The sequence below is a fragment of the Paenimyroides ceti genome (assembly GCF_030409925.1).
In genome coordinates this window covers 1-13140 of record NZ_JAUFQU010000076.1, presented here as the reverse complement: position 1 = coordinate 13140, position 13140 = coordinate 1, and the positions used below count along the sequence as shown (strand labels likewise).

Genomic DNA, 13140 nt, shown 5'->3' with positions numbered 1-13140 from the left:
ATTAATTATGCTAAATTGCAGGAAATTCTTAGAATTGCTTGATGTGCAGGACAGAATTATATTGTTAATGAAATATCAGGATGATTTATCAATTAAAGAAATTTCAGAGTTATTAAAAATTGGTGTAAGTGCAGTTAAATTGAGATTACAACGATCCAAGCAAAAGGTAATGAAGAAATATAAATCATTGTAATTAGTATGGAGAACCCTTTTAAAAAAATATTAATTAAAGAAGATTTGCCTGGCTTGATAAAAGATAAGGTGATGGATGTTATCGATTTGATTAAATTGACCAATAGACTTATCGGAACTTTATCTGGTTGGTATTCCACAGGTATTTTCCTCATTCAGTGACAAACCCAATAAAGATCTAAAAAAGACAATAACTCAAAAGATAATAATAATGAATAGTGATTTTTTTTACAATATTTCAGATCCCGCTGTATGGTCAGGCATCTGGCATGATAATATAAAAATGCTTCTCATAAAGTTTTTTTATGTACTGCTTTTTATCCCTGTTTCCTGGATATTATTCAAAGTTATTGTTAAGATTTAAGCCGAGTTCTCATTCTTGCTAAGGTTGATAAAATTAATCATTATGTAAATAATATTGATTATTTAAACAGCCTGAATTTAAAGTTTGACATCCGGAAAATTATAATCGGTTTTATAAAACTGGTTTATGTACTGATCATTGTTGTAATCGGAGCCGATATTTTCAATATGCCGGGAGTTACTCTGGTGATTAATGAAATCATCAGTTATCTGCCGCGTATCATAGGTGGACTGATTATTTTATCGATAGGGTTTTATGTGACGAATTTGCTCAAAAGCAAATTAAACTTATTTCTTCAGATTTTACAGCTCAATGCCGGATTAAAGATATATTAAGTCAATTTTACTCGGTTGAGTTTTTACTTTTTTTCCCTTTGAACGCCTTAAATCAGATGGGTTTTGATCTGAGTCTTATCACAAACAATCTAAGTATTATTCTCGGATTGATTGTCGCTTCCATATCACTTAAGACCGTACGGAACTGATTGTAAAATCAACCCATCTTGATTATGAAATATTTCCGTTATAACTCTTAACTCATTTTGTTCGCAATACCTATAAAATATGACGCTAATTCCCAACTATTCTTTAAAAAACTATAATACATTTGGTATTGACACCAAAGCAAAATGGTTTGCTTCTGTAACAGATACCACTGTTCTAAAAAATCTGATTGAGACGTACAAAGACAAAGAAAACTTATTCTTCTTAGGAGGAGGAAGTAATTTGCTTTTCACAAAAGATTTTTTTGATGCACTGGTCATAAAAGTAGATTTAAAGGGAATTGAAATTAAAGATGAAACTGAAGACCATGTTATCATTGAGGTACAATCAGGAGAAATATTGCATGAACTGGTACTGTGGTCTATTGCGCACGGATATGGAGGACTCGAAAATTTATCTTTGATATATGGAAATGTCGGTACTGCTCCAATGCAAAATGTAGGAGCCTATGGAGTGGAAATTAAAGATATTTTTATTTCATGTACCACATTGAATATTGAAACCTTAGAAACGGAACAATTTTCTAATGCCGAATGTAAATTCGGATATCGGGAAAGTATTTTTTAAAAACGAAGCCAAAAACAAACATGTCATCTTATCAGTGCGTTTCAGGCTTACCAAGAAAAATCACATTCTAAAAACCGCTTATGGTGATATACAGAATGAACTGACCAAGCGAAATATTACCGTACCGACTAAAAAGACATCAGTGATGCGGTTATTGCCATCCGTTCATCCAAACTACCTAATCCTGCTGAAATTGGAAACAGTGGAAGTTTTTTCAAAAATCCGATCATTTCAAAAACCGCTTTTGATGAATTCATTCTACGTTTTCCGGAAGCTCCTTATTATAGTGTCAGTGAAAATGAAGTAAAGATACTGCAGGCTGGTTGATTGAAAAGGCAGGCTATAAAGGATTTCGAAGAGGCGATGCCGGAGTACATCAAAGACAGGCATTGGTATTGGTAAATTATGGGAAATGCAACAGGAAATGAATTAATTACCTGGTACGGCTTATGAAATTCAGTCAAAAGTAAAAGAAGTTTTTGCATCGAAATAAGCCCCTGAAGTCAATAAATTTAACGTTTATAGTTGTACATCTGTTAAGTTAACGGTATTTTTGCCTACCAAATTGAAACATATAAAACATGCTGCTAACATTACTCTATATCTTTATTGGTATCGTTATTGTTCAATTATTTTATTACTTAGGTATTTTCAGAGAATTTGTATTTTCCCAACTGCTGAAAACAACCCGAAACGCATACCGGTATCCGTTATTCTTTATGCAAAAAATAATGCTGAAGAGGTACGAAAAATAATGCCATTACTACTGAACCAAAATTACCATGAATTTGAACTGGTACTGGTCAACAATGCTTCATTTGACGAAACCCTTGACATCTTTAAAGAATATGCTTCTATGTATCCGAACATCCGCATTGTTGACGTAGAAAATAATCAGGCATTTTGGGGAAGTAAAAAATATGCTCTTACACTGGGCATAAAAGCTTCAAAACACGAATATTTATTATTTATCGATGCTGAAAACAGACCTTCATCAGAAACATGGCTTATGCAGATGAGTTCTCATTTACGCTTAATAAAACCATTGTATTAGGAACAAGCATGTATGAGAAAAAGAAAGGCTTTTTCAATAAGATCATTCGTTTATGATATGATCTGGAATCAACTACACAGTTTTGCATGGACGCGAACAGGAAATCCTTTTACGGTCAATCTTAAAAACATCGCCTATAAGAAAGAGGAATTTATAAGGTGAAAGGTTTTATTGATCATATGCAGAACCCTAAATATGAAAATGATCTTTTTGTCAATCAGGCTGCAACAGGTAAAAAACACCACCTTATGCGAACAATCTTCTGCGACGTTAATTGTACCTGTGCTAAAAAATTACCGCCAGTTTGTATCGTTAAAAAAAGAACATTCTCAGCTACTGAATACCTTTAAGTTTGCTACAAATTCAAGATCAAACTTTTTAATATATCACAACTGTGCTTTTATCTTATGGCAATTGTGCTTTTAATCCTTCAGATAGAGTGGGAAATTGTAGTGGCACTTCTTATTTTCCGCTTTCTGTTTGTATGGCTGATTGCATCAAAAGCAGTCAAAAAATTTCAACAGCCTGATTTAGCTTTAACATTTCCTTTAATAGAAATTGCACAATTAATCACATTAATAAATGTATCTTTAAAGTCTGTTTTTAATTCAAAATAAATCTGTGGAAATAACTCCGGCTAACATACAAAGCGTTATTCAGAAAGCAAAAACGGTGATCAGGCAGCTTTTACCGCTTTACTCAATCACTTCTGGAATGAAGTATATGGCTTTATGTTTAAACAAACTGCAAATGAAACCGATGCTGAAGACATAACCATCGAAACATTTTCAAAAGCATTTGACAAAATAATACATACAACGAACAATTCAAGTTTAACACCTGGCTCATCTCCATTGCCAAAAATGTACATATAGACATGATCCGCAAGAGAAAATCCACCCATTTTGTTGAAATTGATGAAAACAATAAAAAAATTTCTTTTTTGACATCATTGATGATCTCCTTCTATAGAAGACCAGCTGATACAGGAACAGAAACTGCTTACGTTAAAACAATATATAAAACAGCTAAAGCCTCATTATCAGGAGATCATACAGCTGCGTTTCTTTCAGGAGCTTTCTTATAACGAAATCTCAGAAAAGTTAGAAGAACCCATAGGAAATGTTAAGGTAAAATGCTTAGAGCAAAAAAACTACTGACAGAATTGATACAAAAAAAATAATATTCATCAACATATAGTATTTAAATGTTGGGTAAAACGTATAAAAACAAAAGACCTTCTTTTGGAAAGGTCTTTTGTAATATTAAAAAACATAAGATATGAACTCAATTATTCCTGTACAATAGGAGCTCTCAAAGATTCTAAAACGCTAACAACTTCCCCAATAATCTTAGGATCAGTAACACCATTCAGTCCTGCTGCTGCACCTACATATCCAATAAATTTATCATAATCAGCATTGTTTGCTTTTTTCCCCATTCTTGGATTAGTTGCGGGATTATGAGCCTCAACCATGTTGAGTCCTGAATATGTATTTGTTGCTCCACCTCCAGTATTTGCTGAAAAGAAGTCGGTCAAATTTTACTCAGAACAGCTACTTTGGTTGTATTTCCGGAACCTACCTCAGCAACTATCGGAGCAAAGTGCATTCCAAGATTTCCGGATGCACCTGTACCTATATCACTCACAATAAGCATAATAGTACTATCGACTACTGAGCGATAACTTAAACGTCCTTTTTCAATCATCTGTCCGGGATTATTAGGATCAGGGACTTTTTCAAATCCACCCAATTTTTGATAAAGCGACTTCTCCTGTGGCGTCACATTATCATCATCCCCACAGGAGATCATACCACCTGCTGTGGCTAATAAAACAACTAAAACTGCAATTTTTGTAAATTTTGTCTTCATACTATTTATATTTAAAATTAATTAAAGAGACGTTGTACCCCTCTCGAAAACTTATAACTAAAACTATCTGAATTTCCAACAGGACATACCTGCTTGCTTGCCGCTTCTGCTGAAACTACATATTGAGCAACAGAATAATTCCTTTTGGCAACCATCTGTTCCCAAACCTCTTTTGCACTAATGATGGTGTTATCATGATAATAGACAAGCACTCCGTTTTCCATATTGAGATGTTCTTTCTTTACTCCGGGTATTGACTTTAAATCCGATAAAATTTGTTTTCTTTCCAAACTGTCCAATGGCTTATTAAAATCCATACGACTGATTTGAAGCGTATTATTATCTAATTCAACAGATTTTGCGGTAGCAATATGCACAACGAGAATAACAAATAATATCAATATAATCCCCCCTACACTTCCACCAACAATTTTAAGAGTCTTTTTTAAATTCATAGCTTTTGTATTTTTATAGATTACCTTTATAGTATGTACGATAGAATCATAAATTTGGATTTAGTATTACCTAATTTTTAACAAAAAAAAATATAATGTTCTGATTTTAAATAAAAAAAGCGGTTCTTAATTTAAGAACCGCTTTTGGATAATAGAATAAAGGAACAAATATTTTATGACAACTCCGAAATAAGCTGCGCCGTTGTCAACTGTTTTTGATCTCCGGTTACCAGATTTTTCAAAATGAATATATTATTATTTTCTCTGTTTCTCCTGCAATTACCACATACTGTATGCCTTTTTTATCAGCGTACTTATATCTTGTCCATTTTTAGCTTTGTCAGGATATAACTCAGATTTGATTCCGGCTTCTCTGAGTTTCTTCAAAGCAGGCAGTACATATAAGATTTCATCATCGCCATAATTCAGAATAATACTTTTGAGGTCGAAGATACCGTTTCAGGAATGCATTCAACTCTTCCAAAACAAGATATATACGATCTAATCCAAAAGAAATCCCAACACCTCCTACATTTTTAAGCCCGAAAATCCCGGTAAGATCGTCATACCTTCCACCACCGCCAATAGAACCTAATTTTACAGTTTCAGGAGCCGCCACTTCAAAAATCGCTCCTGTGTAATAATTTAATCCTCTTGCGAGTGTGACATCCAGATTGAGCACAGCCGACTGCAGACCGATTTTATCAATAGCATCGCAGATAAATCGTAATTCTTCTACACCTTTACGACCTTCTTCTGAACTTTCTAAAAGAGCAGAAAGCTGAGTAATTTTCTCTGAAAAAGTTCCTGAAAATGCAAACAGTGGTTGCACTTTCTCTAATGCCTGTTCAGAAATTCCTTTAGCCAGCATTTCTTTTTTAACACCGTCTTCTCCTATTTTATCTAACTTATCCAAGCTACTGTAAAATCAATCAATTTATCTTTTGCACCAATAACTTCAGCAATACCTGATAAAATTTTTCGGTTGTTTACTTTTATCGTTACACCTTCTACTTTCAAATCTGTAAATACTGCATCGTATAGTTGTATAAGTTCTACTTCCTGCCAAAGAGATTTTGAGCCTACAACATCAGCATCACACTGATAAAACTCTCTGAATCTTCCTTTTTGAGGATTATCTGCCCGCCACACTGGTTTGTATCTGATAGCGTCTGAATGGAAAATCAATCTCATTCTGATGTTGTACAACATAACGGGCAAAAGGAACTGTTAAATCATACCGAAGTGCTTCTCTGACAATGAATTAGAAAAAAGTGCCAGATTATCTCTTCCAGTGCCTGTATATTGGCTTTCTTTACTTTATCTCCTGAATTCAATATTTTAAAAATCAACCGGTCACCTTCTTCCCCGTATTTACCCATCAAAGTATCTAAATTTTCAAAAGAAGGTGTTTCGATAGGCTGAAAACCAAAATGCTCAAAATGTTTTTTAATCGTAGCAATTATATACTGACGTTTTGTTACTTCATTTGGAGAAAAATCTCTTGTACCTTTTGGAATACTTGTTTTTGTGCCATTTTTAAACTATTTTATTTTATTTATAACCTTATAAAAGATCGGTCAACAAATATCCTACTTTATTTTTTCGGAATAAAATAATTTTGATTTTATTGTAACATTTTTTAGTACTGTAACTACCAATAGATATATGTTGAAACTGCTTTTTGAAAATACAAAAATTGCATTAGGCGCTATCCGAAGCCAATTATTGCGTACCATACTTACGGTATTTATCATAGCGTCTGGTATATGGGCGTTGGTAGGTATTTTATCTGCTGTTAGCGCACTGGAAAATACTTTGTTTAGCAATTTCGCCTCAATGGGCGCCAACACCTTTAACATCAGCCGATATGATTATTCATCACAGATCAGTTCAGGAAATAATGATGTAAAAATAAATCCGGTTATTAATTATAATCAGGCAAAAGCTTTTAAAGAAAGCCTTGATAAATCATATATTACAACGTCAATTTCTTTCACAGCATCAAGTACTACAGAGGTAAAATACGAATCTAAAAAGACAGATCCGGAAGTATCGATTATCGGAGCGGACGAATATTATTTTACGAATAGCGGACTTGAATTTGAAAACGGAAGACCGTTTAATGAATTCGATGTAAAAAACAACAATGCTGTCTGTATTTTAGGAGCTGATTTTGCAAAAGGCCTTTTTAAGGACACTAATCCTATTGATAAAATAGTATCCATTCGCGGAACGAAATTCAAAGTCATCGGAATTTAAAAGAAAAAGGATCCATCTTTGGCAATAAGCAGGATTTAAGAGCTTTTATCCCTCTGAATATTGCCCGTGGTATTTTTACTTTAGCCAATATTGATTATGAGATACAGACACTGGTCACTCAGAATGAGTTGCTCAATACCACAATTGACGAAGCTACTCTCAAAATGCGTCAGATAAGAGGCCTAAATCCGTCTCAGGAAAGCAACTTCGGAATCCGCAGAAGTGATGATTTAATAGAATCTCTTAAGAATCAGACGGTAATGCTTACCGCTATTGCCTGGATGATAGGGGTTATTACCATTTTCGGCTCTTCCATTGCTCTTATGAATATTATGTTGGTTTCTGTAACGGAACGAACTAAAGAGATCGGAATCCGCAAATCACTCGGCGCTAAGAAAACACCATTTTATTTCAGTTTTTACAGAAACTATTGTCATCAGTCAATTAGGTGGATTGGTAGGAATGATTCTGGATTGCTTACCGGTTATATTTTTACAAAAATCATTGGTTTTGCATTTGTAATTCCGTGGATGGCAATAATAGCTGCTATCATCACTTCTTTTGTAGTTGCCATTATTTCCGGCCTATACCCGGCAATAAAAGCTTCAAAACTGGATCCGGTAGAGGCTTTGCGTTATGATAAATACGACAACTCACAGATAAAAAAATGAGACATACACACCTTACAGGTAATGATGTCTCATGATTTTTAAAAAGAATTTTTATTTTTTCTCAAGCAACATTTTATAAGCTCGGGCTTCAGTTGTCGGGTCAGCCGCTAATGACTTTTCGTAGAAACAACTGCCTGTTTAGTATCGTTCAAAAATTCATGCAGAATTCCCAAACTCAGATAGTAATTAGACTGATCTGTTTTGCCCATAGAAACAATAGAAGATTCCATAGATTTTAAATTCTCGATAGCAGTAGCAATAGCATTCTCTCCACCTTGTGCCAATATCTGCTTTTTCATATTGTCTTTAAATCGTGTTCAGAGATTTTACATAAATATCACAGTTATTAACCAAATCTTCTGCTGCATTTACAACAATTTCTCTGCCGAACAACTTTCCTTTATCGAATTCTGAAAGGGAAGCAGCATCATATCCTTTCGTAGCGATAAGCGCTCTGAAAGCAGCCTCATCTTTTTCTCTTTTCTTAAAAAAGTCTTCTACACATTTAATAGTTTCCTCTCCTATCAATGTTCAGGAGTTTTATCAGATTGTTTGCTCAGACAATCGCAATATTCAGTAGCGAAGTCTTTTTCTAATTGTTTCTGATAAGCTCTTTTTTGCATGAAACCAGCAAAAATAAAGCAGAAACAGCCCATACTATTTTCATAATTTATTTTTTAATGAATCACAAAAGTACTTTTTATAAAGCATATACCCTACAAACCTGTTATACATTTTAGTAAATCTACCCTATGGTTTTAAGATAAAATCGTCTTTTGTTACTTTTTCTCAGCATGAACCATACGATCATTTCCTCTCATATCTTTTCTGAGTTCAGTAGTTTTCAAGCGTGTATTTTCAAACAGCGCTAATGTTTCATTAGCCAGATACTGATTGATTTCAAAAACAAGTGTCCGCCAGGAGCCAGAAACGCATCTGCCAGTTCCGTAATCTTACGATAAAACAGTAACGGATTACTATCATCTACAAACAAAGCGAGATGAGGCTCATATCCCAGGACATTTTTCTGAATTTCAATTTTTTCAAGATGGCGTACATACGGTGGATTCGAAACAATAAGATCATATTCTTCGATAGAAACAGTTTTGAGAACATCCTGATGTAAAAAACGCACCGATACGCCATTATGATCTGCATTTCTTTTCGCAACTTCCAATGCTTTTTCAGATACATCCATAGATGTAACAACAGCATTGGAAATATTTTTTGCAAGTGTAACCGGTATGCATCCACTCCCGGTACCGATATCCAGAATACGCCATTGCTTTAAAGGTTGCTGTTTTACCGTATGTATAATCCATTCCACCAGTTCTTCCGTTTCGGGTCTCGGTATGAGGGTATGTTCATTTACTGAGAATTCCAATCCATAGAAATAAGCTTTACTAAATACATACTGTATCGGCTTTTCTGTAAGCAATTGTTCCAGTACCCCCTGCCATTGCGCAAGCTGTTCAGCACTCAGCACAACCTCTTGCAGTACCAGATCTACCCTGCGCATATGCATCAACTCATCCAGTGCTATATAAAAAAAGCTGTTGGCCTCTTCTTCTTCTACAACGGTAAGTAAAGCATTTATAATTGTGTTTTATAGTCTTTTAAATTCATCTATTCGTTTTAAACTTTTAAATTTGCAAAAAACTGCTCATGACCACACACGAAAAATACATGGATCGCTGTTTACAACTTGCCCGGATTGGTTTGGCAGCTGCAATGCCTAACCCTTCGGTAGGTGCTGTTATTGTGTACAAAGATACGATTATTGGTGAAGGATTCACATCTGCTTATGGGGGAGCTCATGCAGAAGTCAACGCCATTAACAGTGTAGAAGATCAGGAGTTGTTACAGCAATCTACTCTGTATGTTTCATTGGAACCCTGTAGTCATCATGGCAAGACACCTCCCTGTAGCGATTTGATTATCACAAAAAAAATACCACGGGTAGTAATAGGATGTATCGATACTTTTGCTGAAGTTTCCGGTAAGGGAATCAAAAAACTTCAGGATCACGGTATAGAAGTGACATTAGGCGTTCTGGAAGAACAATGCCGGGAATCTCATAAAAGGTTTTTTGCTTACCACGAAAAAAGCGTCCGTATGTAATTTTAAAATGGGCAGCTTCAGCTGATGGTTTTATCGCACCCTTACATAAAGAAGAACTCAAACCCGTTTGGATTTCTATATATATATTCCCGACAACTCACTCATAAATGGCGAAGTGAAGAGCAAGCTATTCTGGTGGGAACACAACCATCATTGATGATAATCCGTCTCTGACCGTCAGAAGCTGGAAAGGAGAAACCCCATAAGAATGTATATAGACCGGGATTTAAAAATCTCCTCAGCGTATGCTATCACTGATGATTTCGCTTCAACCATTTGTATTACCGCGCAATCTGAAACACCTATAGACACCGTTTCCTATGAAAAAATAGATTTTGAAACAGCTGTCATACCGCAGATTATGGACATTTGTTACAAGCGTCAGATTCAATCCATTATCATTGAAGGCGGACTCCAAACATTACAGGCTTTTATTCAAGCTAATATATGGGATGAAGCACGTAATTTTGAAAGCAATATCGTACTTAATAATGGTATAAAAGCTCCTTTGATAAGAACTTATAAAAGCCGGACTGTTGAATCTGTTGCAGAAGACCGTCTGCTCCTTCTAAAAAACAACTGATTTGGAAAAAGATACTTATAAAACACTGGTAACCGCCTCAGAAGAAATCCTTTTTAAAGAAAAAAACAGTAAGTTTTATGGTTATGCGTATCCGGTAACAACGGAAGATGAAGTAAAAGAACTGTTGGAAAAATTAAAAAAAGAGCATTACACAGCACGCCACTGGTGTTATGCTTTTCAATTAGGAACTCAACAGATATATTTCCGTGCCAATGACGATGGCGAACCTAATAATAGTGCGGGAATGCCTATATACGGACAGATTCAGTCTTTTGATGTCACCAACGTTCTTGTAGTGGTTGTGCGCTACTTTGGCGGAATAAAATTAGGTGTTGGCGGTCTGGTACAGGCTTATAAAACAGCAGCACAAATGGCTCTGGAAGTGGCAGAAATTGAGGAACGAACCATAGATGTACACTTTATCGTTTCATTTGATTATAAAAATATGAATAAGGTAATGCGCATTATAAAGGAAAAAAACATACAGCTCATACGCCAAAAAATGGAGCTGAGCTGTGAGTTTGAATTAGCTGTCCGTCTACAGGAAGCAGCAGCTGTACATGATGCTTTTGATCAGGTATATGAAGTGGAAATCCGTTATAAAGACGAAAAATGATCAGTTTTCATATTCCATCGATTTTCAAAATTTCTGGCATGCTCCTGTAAAAACTGGATATAGGTAATCGACTTTTGTACCATATGAATATCAAATCCCTCCTGTTCAACTATTGTATAGATGAATAAATTAAAATCTTCAGGTTTGATTTTGAGCTCTTCCTGTAAATATTCTTCAGGAAAAATCTGTTTAAATTTCTTTACATTAGTTTCGTTAGTCTCTAATTTCAACCAGTTTTTCAGCATTTTGGTGACGTCCGGAAAGGCGGTTTAGCAATCCATCCAGCTTTACACCTGTAACTCCTTCTCCGGGAGAAAACTGATTGCTTGCATATAATGATTTCTCAGCTGGTGTCATATCCATTTTACCAAACCCTAAAGAAGCATTCAAAGTATCTGTTTTATCAATATAAAGTTCTTTAAGCACCGTCATATTACTTGATAAAAAAATATCGAGTCGGTTGCGTTTTAATATCGGATCAGAAATAGTGATCTTCTGCTCGATAAACTCTATATGAGAAAAAGACAGTACATCATTTAATTTTGCTTTTATCTGATAACTTCCTTTTCTTCCCGTATACACTTCTTCACCTGAAGTAACATTGACCACGCGCACCGGATCAGTTATTTCATGCTGTGTACTCACTGTCCCCTTTAACAACTTCCGATCCTGACCAAAACAAACCGAAGTAACGAATAGTAAAAAAAAATTGCTCTCATACGTTTTCTTGTAAAAATACATTTTCTTACGCGAATCAAAACACGTATTAACATTTAGTTAAACATAGGGTCCAATTCAGATGTTTTTCAGCTTATCCAGAATATAATCCGGTGGTGCTACCGGACGGCCTGTTTTCATATCAACAAAGACCAACATGGAGTATCCGGTTGTTAACAACTCCCTTTTTCATTATGTATTTCATAGTCAAATTCTATCTTCACAGAAGACTGTTTTTTAAAGATGGTTGTGATGGTAAGCAGGTCATCATACCGGGCAGGTTTTTTATAATCCATACTCAAAGAAACTACAGGCAGCATGATACCATTTTCTTCCATCCACTTATAGGAAACACCTTGATTTCTAAGCCATTCCACTCTTCCTATTTCAAAATACTGTGCATAATTTCCGTGATACACTACTCCCATCTGATCGGTTCTGCATAACGAACACGCAGACTGACATCGAATTTTTTCATTATTTTTTATCTTATTTTTAGGTTGATATTGAATTAAATATTACTTACAATTTTTTTTTTAAAAATCAAACAGCAAATAGTTTTTTTTTAAACAAATTTTTGTTCACATATTTGTCATACTAAAAGAAGAGAATTATCTATTTTTCTTTCATGACCAAATTAACAAAATAATATTCACAAAAAATGCTTGATTATACGAATAAAACTGCAGAATCTGTATGGACTCGTTGTCTTCAATTCATAAAAGACAATATAGATGAGCAAGCTTTCAAAACATGGTTTGAACCGATTGTTGCAATTGAACTGACTACAGAAAATGCATTGTATATTCAGGTACCCAGTAAGTTTTTTTATGAATGGCTGGAAGAACATTATGTAAAGATATTAAAATCAGCTTTGATAAAGGAACTGGGACATAATGCCCGGCTTCTTTATAAGATTCGTATGGAAAATACGCAGGGCAACAAGCAGCCTTTTACGGAACAACTACCAAGCAGTCAGCGTGAAACCTGTAAAGACTCAGGAGCTCGACGTACCCATACAAACAAAAAATCCGGAAATCAAAAATCCTTTTGTGATTCCGGGTATCCGCAACGTAAAAATAGAATCACAACTCAATTCCAACTACAGCTTTGATAATTTTCTGGAGGGGGAATCGAATCGCTTAGGTCGTAGTGCAGGT

At 34.9% G+C, this 13140-nt stretch carries 22 protein-coding genes and 6 pseudogenes; 17 read left to right on the top strand and 11 right to left on the bottom strand.

Translation table 11 applies throughout. The features are described from left to right. From QW060_RS25035 to QW060_RS28740, 12 genes and pseudogenes are all read left to right on the top strand, one after another. The coding region (locus QW060_RS25035; RefSeq protein ID WP_290365400.1) for an RNA polymerase sigma factor at positions 1-193 on the top strand (193 nt) is incomplete at its 5' end. Between the two features lie 5 nt (positions 194-198). Then, positions 199-354, top strand: a complete 156-nt coding sequence (locus QW060_RS25030; protein WP_290365399.1) for a hypothetical protein — start codon at positions 199-201, stop codon at positions 352-354. A gap of 49 nt (positions 355-403) precedes the next feature. Next, a complete protein-coding gene (locus QW060_RS25025; protein ID WP_290365398.1) occupies positions 404-556 on the top strand; it encodes a hypothetical protein in 153 nt (50 codons plus the stop codon). Between the two features lie 167 nt (positions 557-723). Beyond that, positions 724-891 (top strand): mechanosensitive ion channel family protein, encoded by a 168-nt coding sequence (locus QW060_RS25020; protein ID WP_290365397.1) that lies wholly within the window; start codon positions 724-726, stop codon positions 889-891. Positions 892-1119: 228 nt separating this feature from the next. Continuing rightward, positions 1120-1626: an FAD-binding protein gene (locus QW060_RS28250; protein ID WP_317623250.1), complete on the top strand. Its 507-nt coding sequence runs from the start codon at positions 1120-1122 to the stop codon at positions 1624-1626. After that, positions 1586-1933 (top strand): hypothetical protein, encoded by a 348-nt coding sequence (locus QW060_RS28245; RefSeq protein ID WP_317623249.1) that lies wholly within the window; start codon positions 1586-1588, stop codon positions 1931-1933. The genes QW060_RS28250 and QW060_RS28245 overlap by 41 nt, the downstream gene beginning before the upstream one ends. A gap of 16 nt (positions 1934-1949) precedes the next feature. Beyond that, positions 1950-2054: a hypothetical protein gene (locus QW060_RS28745; RefSeq protein WP_397386137.1), complete on the top strand. Its 105-nt coding sequence runs from the start codon at positions 1950-1952 to the stop codon at positions 2052-2054. Positions 2055-2179: 125 nt separating this feature from the next. After that, positions 2180-2680 (top strand): glycosyltransferase, encoded by a 501-nt coding sequence (locus QW060_RS25010; RefSeq protein ID WP_290365396.1) that lies wholly within the window; start codon positions 2180-2182, stop codon positions 2678-2680. Between the two features lie 12 nt (positions 2681-2692). Then, positions 2693-2842 carry a hypothetical protein gene (locus QW060_RS25005; protein ID WP_290365395.1) on the top strand — a complete coding sequence of 50 codons (150 nt, stop codon included), beginning with the start codon at positions 2693-2695 and terminating at the stop codon, positions 2840-2842. 33 nt (positions 2843-2875) lie between these two features. Beyond that, positions 2876-3106 carry a hypothetical protein gene (locus tag QW060_RS25000; RefSeq protein ID WP_290365394.1) on the top strand — a complete coding sequence of 77 codons (231 nt, stop codon included), beginning with the start codon at positions 2876-2878 and terminating at the stop codon, positions 3104-3106. Further along, positions 3088-3297 carry a hypothetical protein gene (locus QW060_RS24995; protein ID WP_290365393.1) on the top strand — a complete coding sequence of 70 codons (210 nt, stop codon included), beginning with the start codon at positions 3088-3090 and terminating at the stop codon, positions 3295-3297. The genes QW060_RS25000 and QW060_RS24995 overlap by 19 nt, the downstream gene beginning before the upstream one ends. Positions 3298-3342: 45 nt before the next feature. Continuing rightward, a pseudogene (locus QW060_RS28740) lies at positions 3343-3863 on the top strand (RNA polymerase sigma factor); the annotation flags it as partial. A gap of 108 nt (positions 3864-3971) precedes the next feature. On the opposite strand, the gene QW060_RS24975 reads toward QW060_RS28740, so the two are convergent. The 4 genes and pseudogenes from QW060_RS24975 to hisS form a co-directional block, all read right to left on the bottom strand. Next, complete coding sequence (locus tag QW060_RS24975) at positions 3972-4220, bottom strand: globin family protein (protein WP_290365390.1); 249 nt, start codon at positions 4218-4220, stop codon at positions 3972-3974. Further along, positions 4217-4555, bottom strand: coding sequence for a hypothetical protein (locus QW060_RS24970; protein ID WP_290365389.1), 339 nt, complete (start codon positions 4553-4555; stop codon positions 4217-4219). Before QW060_RS24970 ends, QW060_RS24975 begins: the two co-directional genes overlap by 4 nt. Positions 4556-4572: 17 nt before the next feature. Next, positions 4573-5010, bottom strand: coding sequence for a hypothetical protein (locus QW060_RS24965; RefSeq protein WP_290365388.1), 438 nt, complete (start codon positions 5008-5010; stop codon positions 4573-4575). A 173-nt stretch (positions 5011-5183) separates the two neighbouring features. Continuing rightward, a pseudogene (gene hisS / locus QW060_RS24960) lies at positions 5184-6530 on the bottom strand (histidine--tRNA ligase). Positions 6531-6678: 148 nt separating this feature from the next. Between hisS and QW060_RS28235 the strand changes: the two are divergent. Both QW060_RS28235 and QW060_RS28230 read left to right on the top strand, forming a co-directional pair. Next, a complete protein-coding gene (locus QW060_RS28235) occupies positions 6679-7272 on the top strand; it encodes an ABC transporter permease (RefSeq protein WP_317623248.1) in 594 nt (197 codons plus the stop codon). Positions 7273-7400: 128 nt separating this feature from the next. Next, positions 7401-7943 carry an ABC transporter permease gene (locus tag QW060_RS28230; RefSeq protein ID WP_317623247.1) on the top strand — a complete coding sequence of 181 codons (543 nt, stop codon included), beginning with the start codon at positions 7401-7403 and terminating at the stop codon, positions 7941-7943. Positions 7944-8050: 107 nt separating this feature from the next. Here QW060_RS28230 and QW060_RS24950 read toward each other — a convergent pair whose 3' ends face one another. From QW060_RS24950 to prmC, 4 genes and pseudogenes are all read right to left on the bottom strand, one after another. Beyond that, positions 8051-8242, bottom strand: coding sequence for a hypothetical protein (locus QW060_RS24950; protein WP_290365387.1), 192 nt, complete (start codon positions 8240-8242; stop codon positions 8051-8053). A 7-nt stretch (positions 8243-8249) separates the two neighbouring features. Further along, positions 8250-8471: a hypothetical protein gene (locus QW060_RS24945; protein ID WP_290365386.1), complete on the bottom strand. Its 222-nt coding sequence runs from the start codon at positions 8469-8471 to the stop codon at positions 8250-8252. Continuing rightward, on the bottom strand, positions 8468-8599 hold the full coding sequence (locus QW060_RS24940) for a hypothetical protein (protein ID WP_290365385.1): 132 nt from the start codon (positions 8597-8599) through the stop codon (positions 8468-8470). The genes QW060_RS24945 and QW060_RS24940 overlap by 4 nt, the downstream gene beginning before the upstream one ends. 123 nt (positions 8600-8722) lie before the next feature. Beyond that, positions 8723-9569: pseudogene (gene prmC / locus QW060_RS24935) on the bottom strand (peptide chain release factor N(5)-glutamine methyltransferase). A gap of 39 nt (positions 9570-9608) precedes the next feature. Between prmC and ribD the strand changes: the two are divergent. Both ribD and QW060_RS24925 read left to right on the top strand, forming a co-directional pair. Next, positions 9609-10647: pseudogene (gene ribD / locus QW060_RS24930) on the top strand (bifunctional diaminohydroxyphosphoribosylaminopyrimidine deaminase/5-amino-6-(5-phosphoribosylamino)uracil reductase RibD). Between the two features lies 1 nt (position 10648). Further along, complete coding sequence (locus QW060_RS24925) at positions 10649-11263, top strand: IMPACT family protein (protein ID WP_290363659.1); 615 nt, start codon at positions 10649-10651, stop codon at positions 11261-11263. On the opposite strand, the gene QW060_RS24920 is transcribed toward QW060_RS24925, so the two are convergent. The 3 genes and pseudogenes from QW060_RS24920 to QW060_RS24910 form a co-directional block, all read right to left on the bottom strand. Next, the gene (locus tag QW060_RS24920) at positions 11245-11493 is read right to left on the bottom strand and encodes a hypothetical protein (RefSeq protein ID WP_290365384.1); all 249 of its coding nucleotides are present in this window, start codon (positions 11491-11493) and stop codon (positions 11245-11247) included. The two genes, QW060_RS24925 and QW060_RS24920, sit on opposite strands and share 19 nt — an antisense overlap. Then, complete coding sequence (locus QW060_RS24915) at positions 11477-12004, bottom strand: hypothetical protein (protein ID WP_290365383.1); 528 nt, start codon at positions 12002-12004, stop codon at positions 11477-11479. The genes QW060_RS24920 and QW060_RS24915 overlap by 17 nt, the downstream gene beginning before the upstream one ends. A gap of 54 nt (positions 12005-12058) precedes the next feature. Next, a pseudogene (locus QW060_RS24910) lies at positions 12059-12458 on the bottom strand (acyl-CoA thioesterase). Between the two features lie 183 nt (positions 12459-12641). Here QW060_RS24910 and QW060_RS24905 point away from each other — a divergent pair. Beyond that, a pseudogene (locus QW060_RS24905) lies at positions 12642-13140 on the top strand (DnaA N-terminal domain-containing protein); the annotation flags it as partial.